Raw genomic sequence first — 23,679 nt, 5'->3', positions numbered from 1 at the left:
GACAGCCATGGACTTCGCATTCGACGCCCGCACCGAGGAGCTGCGGGCCGAGCTGCTCGCCTTCATGGCGGACCATGTCCACCCGGCGGAGGCGGTGGCCGAGGAGCAGCGCGCGCGGCAGGACTCCCCCTGGCGCACCCCGCCCGTCGTCGAGGAGCTCAAGGCGAAGGCCCGCGAGCGGGGCCTGTGGAATCTCTTCCTGCCCGATCCCGGGCTGGGCGCGGGGCTGACCAATCTCCAGTACGCCCCGCTCGCCGAGATCACCGGCCACAGCCCCCAACTGGCCCCCACGGCGCTGAACTGCGCCGCCCCGGACACCGGGAACATGGAGGTGCTCGCCCAGTTCGGCAGCGAGCGGCAGCGCAAGCAGTGGCTGGAGCCGCTGCTCGCGGGCGAGATCCGGTCCGCCTTCGCGATGACCGAGCCCGAGGTCGCCTCGTCCGACGCGACCAACATCGAGACCCGGATCGAGCGCGACGGCGACGACTACGTCATCACCGGCCGCAAGTGGTACATCTCCGGGGCGATGAACCCGGACTGCAAGGTCTTCATCGTGATGGGCAAGACTGCCCCTGATGGCCCCGACATCCGCCGTCAGCAGTCGATGGTGCTGGTGGAGCGCGAGGCCGAGGGCGTCGAGGTGCGCCGGGCCATGCGGGTCTACGGCTATGAGGACCACTACCACGGCGGCCATGCCGAGGTGGTCTTCCACGGGGTGCGCGTCCCGGCGGCGAATCTGATCGGGGAGGAGGGCGGCGGCTTCGCCATCGCCCAGGCCCGTCTCGGCCCCGGCCGTATCCACCACTGCATGCGGCTGATCGGCATGGCCGAGCGCGCGATCGAGCTGATGTGCCGCCGCGCGGTGTCCCGTACGGCCTTCGGCAAGCCGCTCGCCCGGCAGGGCCAGGTCCATGAGTGGATCGCGGACGCCCGGGTGGCCGTCGAGCAGCTACGGCTGCTGGTCCTCAAGACGGCCTGGCTGATGGACACGGTCGGCAACCGCGAGGCGCACACCGAGATCCAGGCCATCAAGATCGCCACCCCGCGCACGGTGGTCGACATCCTGGACCGGGCGGTGCAGCTGCACGGGGCGGGCGGGGTCAGCCAGGACTTCCCGCTGGCCGAGCTGTGGGCCGCGGCGCGGACGCTGCGGCTCGCGGACGGGCCTGACGAGGTGCACCAGCGGTCGCTGGCGCGGCGGGAGCTGAAGAAGTACCTGTCAACTACTCGGCCGTGAACGACCGAGTTTGTTGACTCGGTTCGATGCGGCTCTGTTTTTGCTCCCGACTGCCCCCTACGGCAGGGCGGTCACGGGTCACATTTACCGGTCCCTGTCGATGCGGGGACTGGATCGGGCATGTTGACGAATACCCACGCCGTGGCCCCTCGCTGTGCGATGTTGGCCCCGGCGACGTGGTCGGCCGGCCCAGCGAGGCCACACCGACGACAGGAGAAGTGGTCCCGAGTGGGCCGGTTGGCTTTCTCGGTGTGGCCGCAGCGCGGGCAGCGCTGCGAGGTGTAGGCCGGGTCCACCTCGATGAACGGCACGCCGGCACGGCGGGCCTTGTAGGCGATGAACGAGCCGAGCTGGTGGAACGGCCAGGAGGACAGGCGTGCTCGCTGGTCGCGGGGAACCGTGACCCGATCGCGGATGCCCTGGAGCTGTTCCAGGGCAAGGCCGCGTCCGGTGCATTGGGCGACAGCAACGACAGTCTTGGCGATCTTGTGATTGATGTGGGTCGCGTGCCGCGCCTCACGACGGGCACGCTTCTTGAGGAGCTGCTTCGCGCTGCGGGTCTGCCTGGCCTGGAGTTCGGCCTTCTTGCGGGCCTGCCAGCGCCGGTACCGTCCCAGACGGCGGCCGGAGTGGTTGTCGCCGTCGGAGGTGGTGGCGAGGTTGCTGATGCCCCGGTCCACGCCGATGAAGCCCTTCGGCTCGAACCGCGGCGCTTCGGGGATCTCACAGGTGGCGACCAGGAACCACTTCCCGTCGCGGAACACCAGGTCCGATTCGCCCTGACGGTGCTCGGTGAGTTGCTTGAGCGCGCCGGGCGAGCAGGCGAACCGCACATGTCTGATCCGGCCGTCCAGGGTCCAGATGCTCACGGTCCGGGTGCCGTAGTTCCAGCTCAGACACCGGTCGTCAAAAGTGTGCGCGGCGTGCGGGCGGAAGACGATCGGCTTGGACTCCGCCTTTTGCCGCCGCTTGGAGTGCTCGGGGCCGAGGTTCCCGGCCCTGATGTTGGCCCGCAGTGTGGTGTAGGCGTCGGCCACTCGCTTGATGATGTGCTGCGCGGCCTGTGCCCCGAACCCACGGGCCTTCAGCTCGCCGTAACACCGCTTCCGCAACTCACGCACACTTCCCTTGAGCTTGAAGTGCTCGAAGGCCACGGCAGAGACCCAGTTCGCGGCCTCGTTGATCGCAGGCAGGGTGCGCTCAAGCGCCGGTGCCTGCGCGGCGTCCGGGATGAGTTTGACCTGCACGACGATCTTCACAGTGTGAGCGTAACATTACCGTATGTCACCATGATGGCCAGACCCCGATGTCCGCAGGGGAAGAAGCCTCGTCAACACCCTCCATGCAGATCACGTCCTCCTGCTCGTGCGCTACCCGCCGTCCGCTGCCTTCTCCCGGCTCGTCGGCAGCCTCAAAGGCGTCTCCGCACGCCGCCTCTGTCGGGAGTTCCCCACGCACGTCCGCAAGTACCTGTGGGGAGCACTTCTAGTCCCCGTCCTACTTCGCAGGTCCCTACGGTGGCGCACCGCTGGCCGTGGTCAAGAAGTACATCGAGAACCAGAAGCGCCCACACTGAGCGCGGCATCATCGTGAGAGCTTTACGAAGCGATGCGGCGGCGCTTCGCGCCGCCGGCTCAGAATGCAATTCCTCCCAGGTCTGAAGACCCGGGGTTCCTTGCAAGATCAGGCTGAAGCCCCTGTGTCAGGGCCGCAGGGCGCGCAGCAGCAGGTCGGCGAGGTGGTCGGCGACCTGCTGGGGGTTGAGCGGTCCGTCCGGGCGGTACCAGGTGCCCAGGTGGTGGACCGAGCCGAAGTGGTAGTCCACCACCAGGTCGGCTGGGGTGTGCGAGCTGAACACCCCGGCCCGCTGGCCCTCCTCCACCAGGGCGCGGAACCGCTCGTGGTAGCGGCGCCGCTCCGCCCGTACCTGCTTGTGCTTCTCCGGGCTCAGATGGTGCATGGAGCGGAAGAAGATCGTCGCGTCGTCGAGGTTCTCGATGGTGGTGACGACCACGTCGGCGGCCGCGTCGCGCAACCGCTGCTCGACCGGCGCGTCCGCGTCCGCGAAGGCGTCCAGGCGCTCCTGCTGGAGCCGCAGCACCCGCCCGTAGATCTCGTGCAGCAGGTCGTCCTTGGAGCCGAAGTAGTGGTAGAGGGCGCCCTTGGTGACGCCCGCCGCCTCGACGATCTCCTGGACGGAGGTCCGGTCGTAGCCGCGCTCGGCGAAGAGGCGGGTGGCCGCGGCCAGCAAGCGCTGCGGCACGGGTTTCCCGTCACCTTCCCTCGTCCTGGCCATCTCGTCGCCACCTGCCTCTCGTTCGTGCCGGGTGCTACTCCGGGGGGCGCCGCGCGTCCCGCAGTTCCCGTCGGAGGATCTTGCCACTGGCCGTCTTCGGCAGCTCGGGCAGGATCTCTATCCTGCGCGGATACTTGTACGCCGCGAGCCGCTCCGCGCAGTACGCGGTCAGCTCCTCCGGCGCCGCCTCGGTGCCCGGCCGCAGGCTGATGTACGCCTTGACGGTCTCCCCGCGGTACGGGTCGGGGACGCCGACGACGGCCGCCTCGCGCACCGCGGGGTGGGTGTACAGGACGTCCTCGACCTCGCGCGGCCACACCTTGAAGCCGGAGGCGTTGATCATGTCCTTCTTGCGGTCCACGACATACAGCCAGCCGTCCGGGTCCATGAAGCCGATGTCCCCGGTGCGCAGCTCCCCGTCGGGCAGGGCGGCCGCGCCGGCCTCCGGTGCCCGCCAGTAGCCGGGCACCACCATGGGGCCGCGCACCGCGATCTCGCCCGGTTCACCGAACGGCACGTCCCTGCCCTCGTCGTCGATGATGCGCACCACGCTGTCCGGGCCGGGCAGGCCGACCGCCAGGGTGCCCGAGACCGGGTCGACGGGGGCCCGCTTGCCGGGCGGGACGCTGGCGCAGGGGGCGGTGCACTCGGTCAGGCCGTAGCCGTTCTTGAGGTAGAGGCCGAAGGCGGCCTCGAACCGCTCGACCAGCGCGGGCGGCACCGGGGCCCCGCCCGAGGAGGCGAGCAGGAAGGACGTGAAGTGGTCGCGGGTCACCTTCGGGTGGGCCATCAGCGCCATGAAGGCGGTGGAGGGGCCGACGGTGTAGGCGGGGCGGTGCTCGACGAAGGCGTCGAGGACGACGCCCGGCTCGAAGCGGTAGGCCATGGCGAGGGTCCCGCCGTCCGCGATGGAGGCGGACAGCTCGCAGACCATGCCGGTGATGTGGAACAGGGGCGCGAGCACGAAGATGGTGGAGCCGTCGGGCATCTCGTGGGCGACATGCTGCCGCTCGGCGTTGTAGGAGACGTTGCCATGGGTGTTCATGGCGCCCTTGGGGGTGCCGCTGGTCCCCGAGGTGTAGCTGATCAGCGCGATGTCGTCGAGGCCCGGCTCCGGCACGGCGGGCGGCAGCGCACCGCCGCGGGCCACCGCGAGCAGGTCCTCGGTGTCCTCGGGGACGGGGATGCGCCCGTGGTTCAGCACCCGGGGGTCGTCGCGGGTCTGGAAGTCGTACGCGTCGGCGGTGAGCGCGATGCGTACGGGGGAGGCGGCGGCCGCCTCCCGCACCCACCCCTCCCAGGCGTGGTCGGCGCACACCAGGGCGGTCGCCTCGGCGTCGGCCAGGATGTGCCCCAGCTCGCCCGCCTTGTACATGGGGTTGACCGGCACCACCGTGCCGCCCGCCTTCCACGCGCCGAGCAGGGCGAGCACGAAGTGCGGGGTGTTCTGGAGCATGACCGCGAGCCGGTCGCCGGGCCGGAAGCCCCGCGCGGCGAGATGGCCGGCGATGCCGTCGGAGAGCGCGTCGACCTCCCGGTACGTCAGCCGCCCGTCGAAATAGGCGAGCGCCGCGCGGTGAGGCCGCTCCCGCACGGCGTCCCGGAAGGCGTGCAGCACGCTCGGCCGCGGCCGGATCGACCGGCGCTGCACCTCGGTGAGCTGAGCGAGCCATGGCTGGTCCTGATACGAGGTCATGGGGTGCGGCCCTGTCTGCTCGGGGGTGTGGGTGTGGCCTCTTCGAGCTTGCGCTGGAGGTGGTTCATGCCCGCCAGCCAGCGGTCGGTGTCACCGGCGCGGGCCGCGTAGTACTCGGCGACCTCTGGGTGCGGAAGGATCAGGAAGCGCTCCTGCGCGATCCCGTCGAAGAGGGCGTCGGCGACCTGCTCGGGCTCGATCGCGGTCGGCACGAGGACGAGGTCGCCGGTGGCCCCGGTGGCGTGCAGCATATCGGTGCGGACGCCCTGCGGGCAGATCGCGTGGACGCTGACGCCGCGGTGGCGGTAGGTCGCGGACAGCCACTCGGCGAAGGCGAGCGCGGCGTGCTTGGACACGCTGTACGGGGCCGAGCCGACCATGGTCAGCAGGCCGGCGGCGGAGACGGTGGAGACGAAGCGGCCGCTGCCGCGCTCCAGCCAGTCGGGCAGCAGCTCGCGGGCCGCCCGGACATGCGCCATGACGTTGACGTCCCAGGCCGCCTCCCACAGCTCCTCGGCGGCCTCGGGGCCGCCGACGGGGGCGACGCCGGCGTTGGCGCAGTAGATGTCGACGGCGCCGCCGAGCGCCGCCCGCGCCGCGGGGACCACATGGGAGGCATCGCCCGGCACGGCCACGGCGCCGATCTCCTCGGCGACGGCCCTGGCCTTGTCGGCGTCGAGGTCGTTGACCACGACGCGGGCCCCTTCGGCGGCGAAGCGGCGGGCCAGGGCGGCGCCGATGCCGCCCCCTGCCCCGGTGACCACGGTTCGCGCTCCACGCACGGTACCCACGCATGCTCCTTCGGCCGGGGGCGGGGCGGACGGCATCGCTCAGCCTGCCCGGCAGACTAACCAGTCGGTATGTGTCAACGGAAGGGGCACGACGGCGGTAGGGCGGCGCGCGAAAGGACCTGGGGGTTTCCGGGGATCTTGACGCCTGCGGCGGGGCCACGCGGCGGAGCCCGCATATCGGACACCGCCCCTACCCGCCCCTTCCCTCAACTGGGGCTCTGCCCCAGACGGAGCGGTTCTCCACGCACACCAGCCGTCACCTGTGCTTGACGGACCTGGTGCGGACGGGTTGGGAGGCAGCGCGCCATCCTCCTCGCCAGCGACGGCGCTCTCCGCAATCGCGTCGCGCGGGGCCTGCTGCGGGTTGCTGACCACGGGTGTCCCGGGCAGGGATCAGTCCGGGATTGGGGCGTTGCCGCAGTTGTCGCCGGTGCACAGCTGGATGTTGAGGCTGCCGTAGCCGAGGTCGAAATCGTCGGCGGTGGCGGGGCCGGCAGCGGCGATGAAGCCGGCGGCAGTCAGGGCAAGAGCGGTCAGCATGGTGCGGATGCGCACGGGATCTCCCGGAAACGCGAGGATGGGCCGCCTGGTGCGGCCCGTTCGTGGCAGATGGCCCAGCCGCGAAGGCTTCGACATCCCCCTTCAGACGGCTGGGTGAACGCTGTCGCCCCATCGTGCAGGCGCCACACGCGGCTGGTCGGTTCGGAAAGGCACCGACCTGCCGGGGACTGGCCTTGCCGGACACCCGCATCGGGCCCGGCCGCAGCCGTACTCGACAGCCGTGTCAAGGAACGTACGCCCCGCTGACCGGATAATTACCTGACATCATCCGATAAAAGAGGGACGCCCTGGTACAGCCCCTGACGGTGGCGACCGCGCAGGGGAACAATTTCCACATCAGCTGAATCGCGTCAGCGGGCAACGCAAGCTCTGGCACCCCGACGAGTTGGGACCGGCACATCAACTTCATGGGCCGCTACCAGTTCGATGTCGCGGCCAGAGGGCCGGGCGAGGGACTGCGGACCCTGCGCGATCCGGACGCGTCCGAGCCGGACGACGACGCGGAGGACTGGCCAGGATGCCGATGCGGGCCCCCGACCTGTCCTGGCCGGGGGCCCGCACGGGTGGTGGGGCAGGGATCAGCTCGGCTGGTCGCCGGTGTACCGGTAGATCTCGTTGCCGCTGTTGATGTGCCACACGGTGCCGTCGGCGCCGGCGGCGATGTCGGTGGCAGTGCCGGGGATCTTGATCCACGGGTTGACGCCGCTGGCGTCGTTGTTGGTGTACCGGTAGATGCTGCCGGCGGGATCGACGCCCCACACGTTCGTCCGGGAGCCCACCGCGATGCGCTTCAGGCTGCCGGAGACGTTCTTCCACGGGTTCGAGCTGTCCTGGTCCCCGGTGTACCGGAAGATCTGGTTGCCGCCGTTGACGCCCCATACAGTGCCGTCGGCGCCCGCGCCGATGTCGCTCAGCGCCCCGGGGATCTTGATCCACGGGTTGGCGTCGTGGTTCGTGTACCGGTAGATGGCGTTGGCGGAGTCCACCCCCCACACGTTCGTCCTGGAACCCGCGTCGATGCGGACCAGGCTGCCAGAGATGTTCTTCCACGGGTTCGAGCTGTCCTGGTCCCCGGTGTACCGGAAGATCTGGTTGCCGCCGTTGACGCCCCATACAGTGCCGTCGGCGCCCGCCCCGATGTCGCTCAGCGCCCCCGGGATGTTGATCCACGGGTTGGCGTCGTAGTTGGTGTACCGGAAGATGCTGCTCGCCGCGTTCACACCCCACACCGTCGTCCTGGACCCCGCCGAGATGGCAGTGAGACTGCCCGCGACCTTCACCCAATCCGCCATGCCAAAACACCCTTCCCCGAGCTGTCGCTGACCCAGTCATGCTCGGCGAAAAAGTGAGCTGACAAAGATGGTGAATGCTTGTCTTAATACCAAATACGCCAGTGAATCAATGTTTTAACGACCATCGCCTTGTAGGCTGGGGGCGGGGGACGCTCGGCCGGGAGCATTTCGGCTGGAAGTGCTGTCCCACCTGCGGGGGGTCGACACACATGCCGGTGTGTGCCTCCCGCCGGGACGTCCCCGCTGGCCGGAGGTGGACGGGCCGGCGCGAGCGACCTGGAGACGGCAGCGGCAAGCCCCCGCACGGATACGCCTCCCACAAGCGGATCCTTTACTGGAGCAAGATCACTCGTCGGCCGGGGAAGACCCTCCGGGCCCCGGGTCGGCTCGCACAACTCGTTCTCGCTCAAAGGCGGGGGGCACCCCATTCCGGGGGTTGCATTGGGCGAAAATCCGGGCTCATGACGGACCCTCAAACCGCACCCGGGTGCGTGTCCGTCCGCAGTTCGAGGCCGCGCCGGCCGCCGCCCGTGGGATCAGGACCCACGCGCCGCACTGCCGGGTGATCCTCACGGTGTACGAGATGAAGCGGCTGGGCCGCGACGCCGCCGAGTTCACCGCGCTCGCGGACCACCTGTCCGCCCACGGCCTGGTGCGGGAACAGGGCCCAGACCCCGGGGGTCCAGGGGCGGAGCCCCTGTCACGCGGCGGAGCCGCCGGGCACCCCTAAGCGCCGGCCGGGCCCGCGCCTTCGGCGTGCGGCTTTCTCATGACGCTCCGCCAGTGGGCGTTCTCGCCCGCCAGCGCGTCCCACAGGACGTTCAGCGGGTGGGCCGCGTCCCACGCGGCGCGCTCCCCGCCGCGTACGAACACCCCGACCAGCACCGCCAGGTCCGGCCCGAGGTCGTCGGCCAGCTGGAGCGTCCGCAGCCCCGCGCCGCGCTGAAGCCGCCCGTCGGCGACCGCCTCGCCGATCCCCTGGGTCACCAGCACACAGCCGCGCAGCACGCCCGAGGAGAGCAGTTCCAGGCCGTACTGCACGGTGTCGATCTCGGCCGCGATGTTCAGCTCCTGGCGGTAGCGGGCGCCGAACCAGCCGCGCAGAAAGCCGGGGATCAGGCCGTCGGCGGAGACCGCGAGCGGCAGCCCGGGGAGGTCGCGGACCGAGAGCCCGGGGCCGGGCAGCTCGTCCTCGGCGAGATTGGTCACCAGGGACAGACCGCTGCGCCGCCACTCCATCACCTCGAAGCCGTCCAGCCGGCTGTCCCCGTCCCCGGTGGTCAGCACGGAGCCGCAGACCAGGTCGAGCTCCTTGGAGGCGAGCCGGTCCAGCAGGTCGCGGGTGCGCACATGCTCGACCTTGAGCTCGACCCCGCGGCGCTCGAAGTCCTCGGTGACCAGTTCCACGGCGTTGAGGAGGAAGCCGAGGGTGTAGCGGGTGGAGCCCACGTTCAGCCGGCTGCCCAGACGGCGGCGGCAGCCGTGCACGGACTCCAGCCAGTCCTTCAGGGTGCCGCGCGCGAGTTCGGCCAGGGCCTCTCCCGTGGCGGTGAAAAGCACGTTCTGGCTCCGGCCGCGCTTGAGCACAAGCGGCTCGCCGCACAGCGCGCCGAAGTTCCGATTCATGGTGTCGAGTTGTTTCTGGACACTGGACTGCTCCCGCCCCAGCAGCCGGGCGGCGCCCAGCGCGGTACCCGCCTCGTGGACCGCGAGCAGCGTGCGGAGCTGGTCCATCGTGGTGTCCAGCAGCGCCGTGGGGTACTGCCACCGGGGGTTTAAGGGCATGCCGGCCTTCCGTTTCGAGATTACGTACGAATTCCGGCTTGGCAGCATAGTCCAGCGGGCTCCGGCAAGCTGATCCGGAGAACAGCGGCAATTTTCTCGGGATTTGTATTCGGGAATTCGGCGGACCGCATTCCCGGCCCCGGATTTCCCGCCTCGGCGGCGACGCGCGGCCCGGGCGCGGGGCCGCGGCGCCTGCGGCGGGCCGTCCCCTACCCGCCCCTTCCCGCAACTGGGACTCCGCCCCAGACCCCGGTCCTCGAGCTCCTCTCCAGCTACCGCTGGGAGGTGCCCGCATGCGCCCGGAGGGCGTTCGGGGGGCCAGGGGGGCGGAGCCCCCATCGTTCGGGAAGGGGCGGGTAGGGGAGAAATCCGCCGCGGGCGCCGCCGCGCCGCGTTGCCGTCAGCGGTGATTCGGGAATTCCACGACCTGCTGGTAGGTCGGCCGGTTCTGCCAGTGCACCTTGTCGTGGGTGACGCCGCCCAGCGGGCGCTGGATGATGGAGTCGGCGCACCACTGCTCGCCCGCCGAGCAGTTCGCGTCACCCGGGTAGACCTCCGTGGCGGGCTTGGCCGCGGCCTGCTTCAGGCTGGTCAGGAGGGCGTCGCGGCAGGCGGACAGGTCACCGGCGCCGCAGTACTTCTTGGCGAGCGGCCCCTTGACGTCCTCGCCGAGGACGGCGCGCAGATCCTTGTCGACGTAGGACCACCAGCCGTACTGGAAGGAGGATCCGGCGTGCGAGCCGGTGGGCCCGTGACCGGCCGAGGGCGCCTCGTCGACGGTCAGATTGGCGCGCAGCGCATCGTAGAGTTCGCCGCCCAGCTGAGGTTTGAACTCGGCCTCCACCAGAAGCGGCCACCACGCGTCCATGATCCGTACGGCGTCGGGGTGCCCATAGGTGTGCGAGCCGGCGGATGTCTCGCGGCGCTGGGCGCCCGCCGCCTGCCAGGACTCCAGCTGCTGCACGGCCTTGGCCGCCTGCGCGTCGGTGATGGGCGCGCTGCGCAGGACCTTGAGCAACTCGGGAAGCACGTCCTCACCGCGCAGATCGGCGACGGCCGCCTCGGCCATGGCGCGGGTGAGCGCGGCACGGGTCACCCCGCCCTTCTTCACCAACGCCCGCACCCGGTCGTCGAGAAGGTTTCCGCGGTGCACGGAGCCGTTGCCGAAGCCGGCCGCCGTGTATCCCTTGGCCTGCCGGTTGTTCCAGCTGATGTAGTAGTCCTGGTCGATGGACTGGGGGTGCTGGGCGGGCGGAGTGTACGCGGCGGTGTTGACCGCCGGGTCGAAGTCCCGCCACTCGTAAGCCGCCTCGGCCTTGACCGGAAGCGAGGGGTCCACGTCCGCCGCCCGGACCATGTTGAGCCCGCTGTTGTAGTAGGCGGTCTGCCGGGAGTCGGCGTAGAACCAGTTGAAGGTGTAGTTGATGTGCTGCGCCGCGCTCTGGAAGGACGTGGCGTCTTTCACATAGCCGGGGTCGTTGAGCATCTGGAAGCCGACGATCGAGTCGGCCTCGTGGCGGTAGGTGGCGCGCAGCAGGGTGTAGGCGACGGGCTTGCCGTCCACCGTGGCGCGATGGGTGACCAGGCCGTACTTGGTGCGGTAGACCTGCATGCGGTACGAGCCCTCGGCGGTGGAGTCGGCGACCGTCGGCTTCCAGGCGTTGCGGCGCTCGATCTTCTCCATCGGCAGGCAGGAGCCGCGGTAGCGGTAGTACGTGGAGTCCTTGGCCGGGGCGGAGCCGTCGGGGGAGCACAGCTCGACGGCGAAGGTGTCGGTGACGTCCTGGGCGGAGGTGGTCGCGCTCCAGGCGTAGTCCTGGCCGCGGCCCAGCTGGACGTACATCCCCACGCCCGCGAAGGAGGCGCCGCGGGCGCTGATGCCCGGGCCCTGGATCTCCTGGAGCATCAGCAGCTGTGGCGCGAAGTAGCCGGTCTGCGGGCCGAAGACGGCGACCGGGTTGCCACTGGCGGTGTACTTGCCGGAGACCAGGAGCGCGTTGGACATGCCGTGCTTGCGGCTGAACAGATCGCGGGGCAGCACGCCGTCGTCGTAGATGCCGCGCAGCGCCTCCAGCTTCTTCGGGGCCTTCACCCGCTCCGTGGCGCCGGTCCTGGCGCTGCCGGTCTTGTCGTAGACCAGCTGTTCCGGGGTGACGGACCCGGGGTCGAGCAGGGCGGTGCCCTTGGCGTTCGCCGGCTTGCCCGCGTACGGGAAGCTGGTGCCGTCGTGCACGGTCAGCGCGGCCTCGGGGTCGTCGCGCTCGCGGAAGGACTCCCACACCTGGGTGCCCTCGGCCAGGCCGTACTTCTGCTGGGCGGCGAGCAGCGACAGCGCGGACTCCACCTCGCCTCCGCCGCCGTTGCCGAACAGCGCGCCGACGACGGAGGCGAGAGCGATCAGGTCGGTGAGCTTGAAGGGCTCGATCTCGCCCGCGTTGGTGATCGCGTCGATGTGTCCGGTGAGGACGTACTCGCCCGGGAAGTAGCGGCCGTCCTTGGCCTGCTTGCGGTAGGCGTTGATGCCGTCGACATACGCCTGGGCGTCGGCCAGGGCCTGTCTGCCGCGCTCGCCCTGGCTGGCGAGGATGTAGTCGATCTGGGCCTGGTAGTCCTCCTCCTTGTACGGGGCCTGGCCGAAGAAGCTCTGCTCCAGGCCCTGGTTGGACTCGGCGCCGCCGGCGAAGGAGGTGAGCTCGCCGCGGCCGACGTGCCGGAAGAGGTCCATCAGCCAGAGCCGGTCCTGGGCGGCGGCGTATCCGGCGCCGAACTCGGTGCCCTCGCGGGTGGTGCCCTGGATATGGGGCACTCCGGTCTTCTTGTCGCGGGTGATCGTCACGTCGTCGCGGGGCTTGTCCACCTTGGCCACCTGGTCGGCGGGGACCCCGAAGGACGAGTCGTTGAAGAAGTCGGTCAGCTTGTCGTCGGTGAGCGTCGGATACCCGGCGACCAGCTTGTTGTAGGGGCCGAGCTGGTCGGTGCTGTGCTCGGGGTGGGTGCCGAACGCGCGGTTGGCGAGGATGTCGGCGAGCGTGGCGTTGCCGTTCTGGCCGGGCGGCAGGATGTCCGAGCACTGGCCCTGGCAGTAGTCGGTGACGGCCGCTGCGGCCGGCGCCGCCTGCGCGCGCTGCGGGAGTGGCCCCGCGAGCGCGGCGCCCAGTGCCAGCACGGCCGTCGTGGCTATCGCGGTACAGGTGAGCTTGCCGGTTCGTCGTCGCATATACGCTCCTCCCGGGTGCCGTTGGGACGGGAGGTTACCGGCGGTATGACCTGTTCGGAAGATGAGCAACCGTCACCTTCTCCTTTCGGCCCGAGGTCCTTCGCCTTTTTTCAACTTCCTTCCGTTTCCTCGGAATCGAAGGGATCCGGTTCGCGCTCTGTTACGTCCATTCGACAACGAGTCGGGTCCGCACCCGCGGAGGTGGAAAGAGATGGCCGGTTTCAGAGCACTCGCACGAGACGTTCGCAACCCACGCAGGCACATCACCGCGCGCCGCACCTCGCTGCGCAAATGCCTCGAACGGTTCGCACCGTACGGGCACCGGGCGACATGGCACCATCTGTGCTCCCGGGCGGGGATCGCCCTGGAGGACCGTCACCCCGAACCGGCACGGCTGATCACGGCGCTGGAGGAGCTGGAGGAGGCGCGCACCCTGTGGCTCGGGTACGAGGCGCAGTTCGCGGCCCGGCGCCGGCAGGAGAAGCTCCATGGGATCCGCCAGCCGAACGCCCTGGACGACTGGCATCTGCGCACCCGGCGCGGGTGCGACATCATGCCCTGTGAGAGCCCGTCGGCCCACCCCGAGGACCGGCTGGCGGAGGTGCTCGCCCGCTTGATCCTCGCGATGGAGTCGGGGCCCGCCTCGGCCTGCCCGGTCTGCGCACAGAACCGGCTGGCCTGGCACGACGACCTGGACCGCCACCCGTGGGAGGGACCGGTGTGCGGAAACTGCGGCATCGTCGTACCGGTGCCGGTGCTCACGACCGAGGCACTCGCCGCCGCCCGCCACACCAGGCCCGGCCACCCCGCCCGTCCCGCCTCCCACGCCACCCCGTCCGCGCGGCCGCGGAGGCGGTACGCGACCGTGTGAGGGAGCCATGACCGAGAATCGGGGCGCGCCCGCCGGGAATCGGCGGGCGCGCCGCCGCGTCGGGCGCCAGGGCCGTGGCTCGTTGACAGGCAGCGCCCGCCCGTCCATGCTGAGCAGTCGCTTAGTGATCGGACGCCAGGAGGCCGTGAGATGGCAGAGCCAAGGATCTTCACCTCGCCCGAAGAGCTGCGGTCGGCGGTCGGGGAAGACCTCGGCCCCAGCGACTGGCTGGAGATCGACCAGAAGCGGATCGACCTGTTCGCCGAGGCGACCGGCGACCACCAGTGGATCCATGTGGACCCGGAGAAGGCGGCCACGGGCCCCTTCGGCACCACGATCGCCCACGGCTATCTGACGCTGTCCCTGCTGCCCGCGTTCACCCCGCGGCTGCTGGGGGTCGAGGGCGTGCGCATGGGCATCAACTACGGCGTGAACAAGGTGCGCTTCCCCGCCCCCGTCCCGGTCGGCTCACGGCTGCGCGCCACCGGGCGGGTGGCGGAGGTGGCCGAGGTGGCCGACGGCGGCTTCCAGGTGACGCTGGTGGTGACCGTGGAGCGCGAGGGCGGGCAGAAGCCGGTGTGCGTGGCGGAGTCGGTGGCCCGCTACTACGTCTGAGCCGTGGGGCCCTGCCCGGCCAGATAGTCCTGTACGTGCGCCCGGAAGTGCGGGCAGTCGGACAGAAAGGTGTGCGGGCAGTCCAGCGCGCCGTTCAGCCGGGCACTCCTGCGGTCGAGTTCGGCGCGCTGCCGGTCAATGTCGGCCAGCTTGGACCGCACCAGGTCCCGCCACAGATCGGGGCCGGACGAGCGGTGCTCCTCCATGCTCGCGATCTCCTCGAGCGTGAAACCCACCTCCTGGCACAGCCGCAGCCGGGCGATCCGCGCGGCGTCCTGCGGGGCGTAGCGCCGCTGTCCGCCGCTGCGTTCCGGCGCGGGCAGCAGGCCCTTGCGCTCCCAGTAACGGATCTTCGAGGCGGCCACCCCGGTCGCCGCCGCCAACTCGCCGATCGTCCACTCCCCCATCGCCCGCCCCTTCCGGTTGACTTGATCCCGGGTTCAAGTCCCACGGTGATCGTATGACGACGGACATCGCCAATCATGAGCAGTTCGAGACCTGGAACGGTGACGAGGGGCGCCACTGGGCGCGGTGGCAGCCCCGGTACGACGCGATGCTGGAGCCTCTGACGGCCCCGCTGCTCGACGCCGCCTCGCTTGCGCCCGGGGACCGGGTGCTCGACATCGGCTGCGGCTGCGGGGCCACCACGCGGGCGGCGGCGGCGCGGGCCGCCGGGGGTGAGGCGCTGGGGGTGGATCTGTCCGCTCCAATGCTGGAGCGCGCCGCGCTCCTCGCCGCCGAGGAGGGTGTACGGAACGCGAGGTTCCTGCGAGCCGACGCACAGACGTACGCCTTCCCGCCCGCCTCCCACGACGCCCTGGTCAGCCGGCTCGGGATGCATGTCTTCGCCGACCCGCCCGCGGCATTCGGCAATCTGGCCGCCGCCCTGCGCCCCGGCGCGCGGCTGGCCTTTCTGAGCTGGCAGCACCCCCGGCACAGCGAGTTCGCGCGGGTCCCGGCCCGGGCGCTGCGCGGCACGGAGCCCTCGGGCGAGGGGCAGGCGTTCTCGCTGAGCGACCCCCGCCGCGTGCGTGCGCTGCTGGCCGGGGCGGGCTTCACGGGGGTCATGGTGGAGGCGGTGGAGGTGTCGCTGCGGGTCGGAAACACGCCCCTGGACGCGGTGGAGTTCATGACCGGCACGGGCGCCCTGCGCACCGCGCTGGCCTCGGCCGACCGCCCGGCCCGCGAGCGCGCCCGGCAGGTACTCACCGAGGCGCTGGGGCCGTACGCGTCCCCGGACGGCGTCCGGCTGGGGGCCGCGCTCTGGCTCACCACCGCGCGCCGCGCGGGGTAAGGGCATGGGCCTTGAGGTGCCTGCCGGCCCACCCCGTGCGAGGGCCGCCGTGCGACAGCCCCGCCTCGTGCCTCCGCCAACGATCTCGGCATGAATCAGTCACACGGAGGGGCCGGTCAAGTCCTACCGATCGGCCGCGGAGCGGTCGGTGGTGGCGGTCCAGGAGGCGAGGAGGCGCAGGGCGTCGTGGGATGGAGTGCCGGGTTCGGCGGTCCAGACGACGAGCTGCTGCTCGGGGTCGCCGGCGCAGGACAGGGCATCCCAGTCGAGGGTGAGGTCGCCTGCGACCGGGTGGCGCAGCACCTTGTTTCCCCTGGTGCGGCTGGCGACGTGGTGGTCGCCCCACCAGCGGCGGAAGTCGTCGTCCGCCATGGAGAGCTCACCCACGAGACGTGCCATGCGCTGGTCCTGCGGATTGCGTCCGGCTTCCCTGCGGAGCATGGCCACGCAGGCGCGCGCGATGTCTTCCCAGTGCGCGTGGAGGTTTTTCATTGCCGGATCGGAAAAGAGCAGCCATGCGTAATTTCGGTGCTTCTCCGGAATTTTGGAAAAGTCGGTGAGCAGTGCGGCGGCCATCGGATTCCAGGCGAGAATATCCATGCGGCGGCCCAGAATGAGGGCGGGGCTGGTGGTGAGTTCGTCGAGCAGGCGCCGCAGTTGTGGCTGCACTGTCTGTGCTGCCTGGCGGCGGGGCTGCGCGGCGGCCTTGCCGGCCAGCTCCAGCATGTACGCCCGCTCCTCGTCGTCAAGGTGCAAGACCCGGGCGAGGGCGTCCAGCACCGGGGCAGACGCCTGCCTGCGCCCCTGCTCCAGACGGATGTAATAGTCCGTGCTGATGGAAGCGAGTAGCGCCACCTCCTCGCGGCGCAGGCCCTTGACCCGCCGCTTGACGCCGGCGTCGGGCAGCCCGACTGCGCGGGGGCTGAGCTCGGCCCGGCGGGCCTTGAGGAATTCTCCCAGCTCATTGGGGTGCGCATCAGCGTTCATGACACGAGTCTCTCAGAGACCGCAACCGAGAGGGTGGGCCAGTTTTGTCCCTGGACAGCCCTGTCCGGGGACAGAAGTATCCCATTGTGCGGATGCGTGACGCGTATGAACCTGGATGACGTGACCGCAGGAGAGCCCGTGATTCGGCGTCCTGGAATTCAGGATTCTCTTCCTGCGGCAGGCATGTGACATTACCCCCACGATTCAGGCCTCCCTCATGAAAGAAGAGCAAAAGGAAATGAAGACGGACGTCGCCTTCCTCGCCAACAGTCTGAAGCTCGCCGGACACCTCTACACGCCGGATGGCACCGCCGAAGGCGAGCGCCGCCCCGCCGTCGTGGTCGGGCACCCGACCACGGGCGTGAAGGAGCAGACCTCCGCCCTGTACGCCCAGAAGCTGGCCGACGAGGGCTTCGTCACGCTGGCCTTCGACGCCGCCTACCAGGGCGAGAGCGAAGGCACCCCGCACGGCCTGGAGGACCCCTTCCAGCGCGCCGACGACTTCCGGGCCGCTGTGTCGTACCTGGCGACCCGCGACGCTGTCGACCCCGAGCGGATCGGCGTGGTCGGCATCTGTGGCTCGGGCGGCTATGTCCCCTACGCTGCGCAGACCGACCACCGGATGAAGGCCGTGGCCACCGTCAGCGCCGCGGACGTGGCTGCCTTCCTGCGCAGCGGCGACCCGGAAGGCTTCCAGAAGATGGTTGAGCAGTCCGGGAAGCTGCGCGCCGAGGAGGCGGAGGGCAAGCCGGCCGCCCTGGTCGACGTGGTGCCCGAGTCGGTCGACGACTCGACTCCGGCGCTTGTTCGGGAGTTCTACGACTACTACAAAACGCCGCGGGCCCACCACCCGCGCGCGACCAACAAGTACGTGCTGCGCAGTGTCGACCAGCTCGACCAGTTCGACGCCTACGCCGATGTCGACAAGATCGCCCCGCGTCCACTGCTGATGATCGCCGGTACCGAGGCCGCGACGCTTCCCTTCAGCCAGGGTGCCGTTGCCAAGGCCGGCGAGACCGCCGAGCTCTTCCTGATCGAGGGCGCGACCCATGTGGACCTCTATGACAAGGACGAGGCGGTCACCCCCGCAGTCGCCAAGCTCACCGACTTCTTCAGCAAGAACCTGTGAGCGCCTGAGCTCAACCCCACCACCCGGCACCGCTCAGGCGCCGCCCGACGTGCCCCCGCCCCGGCAGGGGGCACAGTCCGTCCCGCGAAGATCCACGACGCAGCCTGCCGACAGGCCCGAGCCGTCGGGGCAGGTGCCTTGACCAACTAACCCGCCGCGCCCACCATGCGCAGCGCCAGCCCGGCGTAGAGCTCGCCGACCTCGTCGGGGGTGCTGCGGCCGCGGGCGTTGAACCAGCGCGCGACGTCGATGCACAGCGACAGGACGGCGACCGTGGTGCCGCGGACGTCGGCGACGTCGAAGTCGCCCGCCTTCACCCCGTCCTCGACGATCGCCCGCACCGCGCCGTCCGAGGCCCGCCGCAGCGCGGTGATCTCGGCATAGTGGTCCTCGGCGAGCGCGTCGAGCTCGTACTGGACCACGCGGGCGGTGGTGTGGTGCTCGGCGTGCCAGCGGACGAAGGCGCGCACGGCCTCGGCGAGCCGCTCGGCGGGGGTGCCGGCGCCGTCCCTGGCCGCTTCGAGGATGTCGAGCGCGAGCCGGTGGCCGACCTTGCTGATCTGGTAGAGCAGCTCTTCCTTGGTCTTGTAGTGGATGTAGAGCGCGGCGGGGCTCATGCCGGCGCGGCCCGCGATGTCGCGGGTGGTGGTGGCGTGGTAGCCGCGCTCGGCGAAGGCGTGCACCGCGGCGGTCATCAGCCGCCGGGCCGCGTCCGGAGTGATGTCGCGCCACGCCTCGGGGGCGCCCTCGGTGTTTTTCGCCTCCGCGTCCATGGCGGACACCCTACATGCCGGTGAGCAAGCGCTTAGGCCCTGTCTTCCTCAGGCCTTTCGCTCGGCCGAGGGCTCCGTACGGCGCCCGGGCGCCTCGGGCCGGGCCGGCGGCGCGGGCGGGGCGCCGCGCCGGGCGGGCCGTATCGCTACGCCCGCGGAGGCGAGCAGCAGCACTCCGAGCATCACGAACGGCGCGGCCGTCCCCGCGATCCCGGCCAGCACGCCCGCGGAGGCGGGCGCGGCGACCTGGCCGAGGCGGTTGCCGGTCAGCCGCAGCGCCAGAGCGGTGGAGCGGGCGCCGTCCGGGGCCGCCTGGACGACGGTGGTCATGGACAGCGGCTGGCCCACCCCGAGGCAGAAGCCGAGCGCGGCCAGCAGAATCCCCAGCCCCCAGGCGGGCACCGGCAGGGCGAGCGCCGCGCACAGCAGCCCGGCCCCCAGGCAGCTGACGGCCATCAGGACGGTGCGGCCCATCAGCCGGATCATCGGGGTCATGACGAGCCGGCAGGCGATGGTGGCCGCGGCGCGCACGCTCAGCAGCAGGCCGATGACCGCGGGCGCGATGGACCGCTGTTCGCCGACGACGGGGAGGTAGGCGGTGAGGATGTCGGTGGCGGAGAGCACGGCGAGGCTGATGAAGATGCCGGAGGCCACGCCCCGGGTGCGCAGGATGCCGACCACGGGGACCCGGCCGGAGCGCGCCCCGCCGCCCTCGGACCGGTCCGATGCCCCGGCCCGCGTACGGTCCGCCGCCGGTGTGCGGTGCTCGATGCGCCACAGGGAGGTGACCGCGAAGGCCGCGACGACGGCGGATACGAAGAGCGCGGCCGCGCTGGTCCGGGCCAGGGCGTCGCCGTGCTCGGAGACCACCTGACCGGCGGCGATGGGGCCGATGAGCTGGCCGAGGGAGGCGCCGATGGTGAAGTGGCCGAAGTTGCGGTCCTGATCCTCCGGGGCGCTCTGGCGGGCCACCAGGGACTGGGCGCCGATCACGAAGGACAGATGGCCCAGGCCCATCACCCCGCTCCACACGGCCATCTCCAGCAGCGAACCGGCCCGGCCGCTGAGCGCGCAGCCGGTCACGATCAGCACCACGCCGATCGGCAGCAGCGGGGCGCAGCGCCCGTGGTCGGTGCGCCGCCCCAGTGGTACGGCGGCGAACAGCGGCAGCAGGGCGTAGACGCCCGCGATCACGCCGACCGCCCGGGCGTCGGCGCCCAGCGCGAGAGCCCGGTAGGAGACGGCGGGCCGCGCCATGCTCACCGCCCCCTGCGCGAACGAGAAGGCGATGACCAGGCGCAGCAGCCAGCCCCTACCGGGCTTCGGAGAATCCACGGGTCAGATGATGCCGAAGAGCAGGCCCGCCCCGAGCACCACCAGCGAGGTGAGCGCCGCCCACTTCACCACGAAGCGGGTGTGGTCGCCGAACTCGACCTTCGCCATGCCGACCAGGACGTAGACGGCCGGGACCAGCGGGCTGGACATGTGCAGGGCCTGCCCGACCAGGGAGGCGCGGGCGATCTCGACCGGGTCGACCCCGTGTGCGGCGCCGGCCTCGGCGAGGATCGGCACGATGCCGAAGTAGAAGCCGTCGTTGGACATGAAGTAGGTGAGCGGGATGGACAGGATGCCGGTGACCAGGCCCATGTGCGGGCCCATTCCGTTCGGGATCCCGTCGACCAGCCAGCGCGCCATGTGCTCGACCATGCCGGTGCCGGTGAGCACGCCGGTGAAGACGGCGGCGGCGAAGACCATGCCGGAGACGTTGACGACGTTCTCGGAGTGGGCGGCGATACGGGCCTTCTGGTCCGCGACGCGCGGGAAGTTGACGGTGAGCGCGATGGCGGCGCCGAGCAGGAAGAGGACCGGGATCGGCAGGTCCTCGCGGATCATCATGGTGAGCAGCCCGATGGTGAGGGCCGCGTTGAACCAGTACAGCTTGGGGCGCAGGGTGGGCCGGTTGGGGTCGAGCCCCTGGTGCTCGTCGGAGTCGTCCTCGGGCGCCTCGGCGTCGGTGCCGCCGCCCGCGCCGCCGATGGCCTGCTTGCCCTTACGGCCCTTGGCGCCCGTGCCGGAGCCGGTGGAGCCGCCCGCGCCGACCAGCACCGTCTCGGGGTCGGCGGTGACGTCCTCGAGGGTCAGCGTGCCCAGGCGCTTGCGCTCGCGCAGACCGAGGCCGTAGGCGAGGGCGAAGACGAAGACCAGGCCGGCCGCGAGGGCCGGGATCATCGGGACGAAGATGTCGCTGGCGTCGAGCTTGAGCGCGGCGGCGGCGCGGGCGGTGGGGCCGCCCCAGGGGAGCGTGTTCATCACGCCGTTGGCCATGGCCGCGACACCGGTCATGACGACCAGGCTCATCTTCAGCCGCCGGTACAGCGGCACCATGGCCGACACGGTGATCATGAAGGTGGTGGAGCCGTCGCCGTCGAGGGAGACGATCGCGGCGAGCACCGCGGTGCCGACGACCACCCGCATCGGGTCCGCTTTGCAGAACCGCAGGATGACCCGGACGATCGGGTCGAAGAGGCCGACGTCGATCATCACCCCGAAGTAGATGATGGCGAACATCAGCATCGCCGCGGTGGGCGCGAGGTCACCGACGCCCTTGAGGACGTAGTCCCCCAGGTGCGCCCCCTTCCCCACGATGACGCAGAAGAGCGCCGGGATGAGCACCAGCGCACCCATCGGAGTCATCTTCTTCATCATGATCAACACCAAGAAGGTGGCAATCATGACGAATCCGAGGATTGTCAGCATATTTGGCTACCTCACGTTCGCCCTTGAACTCCCCCAGAACTGGCGGGTCGAGGTGACGTTAGGTGGCGCAACTTTCTGTTAACAAGGTCTTGACGTGCGAGCAATAAGCGCAAAACCCCAGGTCAGCCGTATGAGCGCGGTTTCAGCCCGCGGGGGTGACCACCGTGAGCTGCACCGGGCAGCCGTTGAGCACCGCGGTGCCGGAGAGCGGATCGAGCCGGGATCCGTCGATGAGCCGGTTGACGTTGACCCCCGGGTGCGCCGCCGCGACCGACATCCGGGTGCCGGGCCGGTCGTGCCCCCAGCCGTGCGGCAGGCTGACCACCCCGGTCCGTACCGCGTCCGTCACCTCCACCGGCACCTCCAGCTCCCCGCCGTCGCCCTTGACCCGCACCAGGCCGCCGTCGGCCACGCCCAGCCGGGCCGCGTCCTCGGGGTGGAGGTGGAGGGTGCAGCGGTTGCTGCCGCCGACCAGCGCCGGGATGTTGTGCATCCAGCTGTTGTTGGAGCGCAGATGGCGGCGGCCGACCAGCAGCAGCCCGTCCGCGCGCCCGCCCAGCGCCCGCCGCAGCCGCGCCACTTCGGCGGCCATCGGCTCCGGGCACAGCTCGACGGTGCCGCTGCGGGTCTTGAGCAGGCCGGGCAGGCGCGGCCGCAGCGGCCCCAGGTCGATGCCGTGCGGGTGGGCCAGGACCCTGGCCAGGGTCAGCCCCTCGGGGTCGGCGCCGAAGCCGTCCCCGTACGGGCCGAGGCGCAGCATCATGTCCAGCCGCCGCTCGGCGCCGCTGACGCCGGTGAGATGGGCGGCGAGCTCTCCCCGATCACGGCCGTGCACCGGCGAGGCGGGGTCGGCCACGGCCTTGCCGAGGGCCGCGTCGATCGCCATGGCGTCCACGGCCGCCGGGTCGGCGCCCGCGTGCCCGCCCGCGCACAGCGTCAGCCGCGCCAGGATCTCGGCCTCGCTCATCCGGTCCGCGTCCAGCGGGAGCGCGGGGCGGGTGTAGCGGACCTGGTTGCGCACCGCGAGGGTGTTGAAGGCGAAGTCGAAGTGGGGGCTCTGGCTGGGCGGGGGCGGCGGCAGGACCACATGCGCGTGGCGCGAGGTCTCGTTCAGATACGGGTCCACGCTCACCATGAAGTCGAGCCCGGCCAGCGCCCGGTCCAGCCGGTCGCCGTCCGGCGCGGACAGCACAGGGTTGCCCGCGATCACGATCAGCGCCCTGACCTGCCCCTCGCCCGGGGTCTCGATCTCCTCGGCCAGCGCCGCCGCGGGCAGTTCGCCCTTCGCCTCGGGGTGTCCGCCGACCCTGCTGCGCCAGCGGCCGAGCGCGAACCCCTTGCCGGGGCGCGGCGGGCGCGGCGCCCCGGCGGTGGCGGAGAGCGGGAACATGACCCCGCCGGGCCGGTCGAGGTTGCCGGTGAGGGCGTTCACCACATCGACCAGCCAGCTGGTGAGCGTGCCGAACTCGACGGTGGTGGAGCCGATCCGCCCGTAGACGGCGGCCCGTGGCGCGGCGGCGAGCTCGCGGGCGAGCGTACGGATCTCCTCGGCGGGCACCTCGCAGACCGCGGCCACCGCCTCGGGCGTGAAGTCCGCCGCCAGCCGCCGCACCTCGTCCACGCCCGTCAGATGCCCGCCGGCCGGCTCCGGGGCCACCAGGCCCTCCTCGAACAGCACCCCGACCACGGCGAACAGCAGCAGCGCGTCCGTGCCGGGCCGGATGGCCAGATGCCGGTCGGCGGCCTCGGCCGTGCGGGTGCGGCGCGGGTCGACCACCGTGAGCCGGCCGCCGCGCCGCCGCAGGGCCTTGAGCCGCCCGGGGAAGTCGGGGGCGGTGCACAGGCTGCCGCCGGAGTCCAGCGGGTTGGCGCCGATCATCAGCAGATGGTCGGTGCGGTCCAGGTCGGGCACCGGGATCGCGTGCGCGTCGCCGTAGAGCAGGCCGCTGGAGACATGCTTGGGCATCTGGTCGAGGGTGCTGGCGGTGAAGATGTTCCGGGTGCCGAGCGCGCCGAGCAGCAGCGGCGGATACAGCCCGCCCGCCATGGTGTGCACGTTCGGGTTGCCGAGGAACACGGCCGCCGCCTGCGGCCCGTACCGCTCCAGCAGCGGCCGCAGCCCGGCGTCCACGGCGGCGAACGCCTCGTCCCAGCTCGCCGGCTCCAGCCGCCCGCCGCGCCGCACCAGGGGCCGCCGCAGCCGGTCGGGGTCCGCGTCCAGCTGGCCGAACGACGCGCCCTTGGGGCAGATGAAGCCCCGGCTGAAGACGTCGTCGCGGTCCCCGCGCGCCCCGGTGACCCGCCCCTCGTCGATGGTCAGGGTCAGCCCGCAGGTGGCCTCGCACAGCGGGCAGATGCGCAGAGCGGTACGGCTCATC

General features: G+C 71.1%; 21 protein-coding genes. 7 read left to right on the top strand and 14 right to left on the bottom strand.

All coding sequences use genetic code 11. The annotated features are described in order from the left end of the window. Positions 1-7 precede the first annotated feature (7 nt). Positions 8-1,237, top strand: coding sequence for an acyl-CoA dehydrogenase family protein (locus ACH4S9_RS41080; RefSeq protein ID WP_398376791.1), 1,230 nt, complete (start codon positions 8-10; stop codon positions 1,235-1,237). A gap of 71 nt (positions 1,238-1,308) precedes the next feature. Here the strand turns inward: ACH4S9_RS41080 and ACH4S9_RS41075 are convergent, their stop codons facing one another. Next, complete coding sequence (locus tag ACH4S9_RS41075) at positions 1,309-2,496, bottom strand: RNA-guided endonuclease InsQ/TnpB family protein (RefSeq protein ID WP_398376790.1); 1,188 nt, start codon at positions 2,494-2,496, stop codon at positions 1,309-1,311. 106 nt (positions 2,497-2,602) lie between these two features. Between ACH4S9_RS41075 and ACH4S9_RS41070 the strand changes: the two genes are divergently transcribed. Continuing rightward, entirely contained in the window at positions 2,603-2,830 is a 228-nt protein-coding gene (locus tag ACH4S9_RS41070; RefSeq protein ID WP_385350526.1) for a transposase, read from the top strand. Between the two features lie 109 nt (positions 2,831-2,939). On the opposite strand, the gene ACH4S9_RS41065 is transcribed toward ACH4S9_RS41070, so the two are convergent. The 5 genes from ACH4S9_RS41065 to ACH4S9_RS41045 all read right to left on the bottom strand — a co-directional run bounded on the left by ACH4S9_RS41065 (position 2,940) and on the right by ACH4S9_RS41045 (position 7,873). Beyond that, entirely contained in the window at positions 2,940-3,533 is a 594-nt protein-coding gene (locus tag ACH4S9_RS41065; protein ID WP_311725198.1) for a TetR/AcrR family transcriptional regulator, read from the bottom strand. 34 nt (positions 3,534-3,567) lie between these two features. After that, positions 3,568-5,229, bottom strand: a complete 1,662-nt coding sequence (locus ACH4S9_RS41060; RefSeq protein WP_398376788.1) for an AMP-binding protein — start codon at positions 5,227-5,229, stop codon at positions 3,568-3,570. Continuing rightward, positions 5,226-6,020, bottom strand: a complete 795-nt coding sequence (locus ACH4S9_RS41055) for an SDR family oxidoreductase (protein WP_398376787.1) — start codon at positions 6,018-6,020, stop codon at positions 5,226-5,228. Before ACH4S9_RS41055 ends, ACH4S9_RS41060 begins: the two co-directional genes overlap by 4 nt. Before the next feature lie 393 nt (positions 6,021-6,413). Then, positions 6,414-6,575: a hypothetical protein gene (locus ACH4S9_RS41050; protein ID WP_385350517.1), complete on the bottom strand. Its 162-nt coding sequence runs from the start codon at positions 6,573-6,575 to the stop codon at positions 6,414-6,416. A 584-nt stretch (positions 6,576-7,159) separates the two neighbouring features. Next, positions 7,160-7,873, bottom strand: a complete 714-nt coding sequence (locus ACH4S9_RS41045; protein ID WP_398376786.1) for a tectonin domain-containing protein — start codon at positions 7,871-7,873, stop codon at positions 7,160-7,162. A gap of 487 nt (positions 7,874-8,360) precedes the next feature. Here ACH4S9_RS41045 and ACH4S9_RS41040 point away from each other — a divergent pair, with 487 nt between their 5' ends. After that, entirely contained in the window at positions 8,361-8,603 is a 243-nt protein-coding gene (locus tag ACH4S9_RS41040; RefSeq protein WP_398376784.1) for a hypothetical protein, read from the top strand. Here the strand turns inward: ACH4S9_RS41040 and ACH4S9_RS41035 are convergent. Beyond that, entirely contained in the window at positions 8,600-9,658 is a 1,059-nt protein-coding gene (locus tag ACH4S9_RS41035; protein WP_398376782.1) for a LysR family transcriptional regulator, read from the bottom strand. The two genes, ACH4S9_RS41040 and ACH4S9_RS41035, sit on opposite strands and share 4 nt — an antisense overlap. Before the next feature lie 400 nt (positions 9,659-10,058). Further along, positions 10,059-12,875 (bottom strand): penicillin acylase family protein, encoded by a 2,817-nt coding sequence (locus tag ACH4S9_RS41030; RefSeq protein WP_398376781.1) that lies wholly within the window; start codon positions 12,873-12,875, stop codon positions 10,059-10,061. A 211-nt stretch (positions 12,876-13,086) separates the two neighbouring features. Here ACH4S9_RS41030 and ACH4S9_RS41025 point away from each other — a divergent pair, with 211 nt between their 5' ends. After that, a complete protein-coding gene (locus ACH4S9_RS41025) occupies positions 13,087-13,746 on the top strand; it encodes a hypothetical protein (RefSeq protein WP_311725193.1) in 660 nt (219 codons plus the stop codon). 150 nt (positions 13,747-13,896) lie between these two features. Further along, positions 13,897-14,361: a MaoC family dehydratase gene (locus ACH4S9_RS41020; RefSeq protein ID WP_385349208.1), complete on the top strand. Its 465-nt coding sequence runs from the start codon at positions 13,897-13,899 to the stop codon at positions 14,359-14,361. Here ACH4S9_RS41020 and ACH4S9_RS41015 read toward each other — a convergent pair. Further along, positions 14,352-14,768: a MerR family transcriptional regulator gene (locus tag ACH4S9_RS41015; RefSeq protein WP_398376779.1), complete on the bottom strand. Its 417-nt coding sequence runs from the start codon at positions 14,766-14,768 to the stop codon at positions 14,352-14,354. The two genes, ACH4S9_RS41020 and ACH4S9_RS41015, sit on opposite strands and share 10 nt — an antisense overlap. Positions 14,769-14,821: 53 nt before the next feature. Between ACH4S9_RS41015 and ACH4S9_RS41010 the strand changes: the two genes are divergently transcribed. Beyond that, on the top strand, positions 14,822-15,655 hold the full coding sequence (locus ACH4S9_RS41010) for a class I SAM-dependent methyltransferase (protein WP_398376778.1): 834 nt from the start codon (positions 14,822-14,824) through the stop codon (positions 15,653-15,655). Positions 15,656-15,778: 123 nt separating this feature from the next. On the opposite strand, the gene ACH4S9_RS41005 is transcribed toward ACH4S9_RS41010, so the two are convergent. Next, the gene (locus ACH4S9_RS41005) at positions 15,779-16,642 is read right to left on the bottom strand and encodes a helix-turn-helix domain-containing protein (protein ID WP_361185033.1); all 864 of its coding nucleotides are present in this window, start codon (positions 16,640-16,642) and stop codon (positions 15,779-15,781) included. A gap of 238 nt (positions 16,643-16,880) precedes the next feature. Here ACH4S9_RS41005 and ACH4S9_RS41000 point away from each other — a divergent pair, with 238 nt between their 5' ends. Then, a complete protein-coding gene (locus ACH4S9_RS41000) occupies positions 16,881-17,771 on the top strand; it encodes an alpha/beta hydrolase (RefSeq protein WP_398376777.1) in 891 nt (296 codons plus the stop codon). Positions 17,772-17,917: 146 nt separating this feature from the next. Here ACH4S9_RS41000 and ACH4S9_RS40995 read toward each other — a convergent pair whose 3' ends face one another. The 4 genes from ACH4S9_RS40995 to ACH4S9_RS40980 all read right to left on the bottom strand — a co-directional run bounded on the left by ACH4S9_RS40995 (position 17,918) and on the right by ACH4S9_RS40980 (position 23,678). Further along, positions 17,918-18,544, bottom strand: a complete 627-nt coding sequence (locus ACH4S9_RS40995; RefSeq protein WP_311725185.1) for a TetR/AcrR family transcriptional regulator — start codon at positions 18,542-18,544, stop codon at positions 17,918-17,920. A gap of 48 nt (positions 18,545-18,592) precedes the next feature. Next, entirely contained in the window at positions 18,593-19,879 is a 1,287-nt protein-coding gene (locus tag ACH4S9_RS40990; protein WP_398376775.1) for an MFS transporter, read from the bottom strand. A gap of 3 nt (positions 19,880-19,882) precedes the next feature. Then, positions 19,883-21,301 carry a CitMHS family transporter gene (locus ACH4S9_RS40985; RefSeq protein ID WP_398376773.1) on the bottom strand — a complete coding sequence of 473 codons (1,419 nt, stop codon included), beginning with the start codon at positions 21,299-21,301 and terminating at the stop codon, positions 19,883-19,885. Between the two features lie 142 nt (positions 21,302-21,443). Continuing rightward, positions 21,444-23,678 carry a molybdopterin oxidoreductase family protein gene (locus ACH4S9_RS40980; protein WP_398376772.1) on the bottom strand — a complete coding sequence of 745 codons (2,235 nt, stop codon included), beginning with the start codon at positions 23,676-23,678 and terminating at the stop codon, positions 21,444-21,446. Between the last annotated feature and the right edge of the window lies 1 nt (position 23,679).

It is taken from the genome of Streptomyces sp. NPDC021225 (assembly GCF_044332865.1).
Taxonomy (GTDB): domain Bacteria; phylum Actinomycetota; class Actinomycetes; order Streptomycetales; family Streptomycetaceae; genus Streptomyces.
Note: the sequence above shows the minus strand (reverse complement) of the source record. Positions and strands in the feature narration are given on the sequence as shown.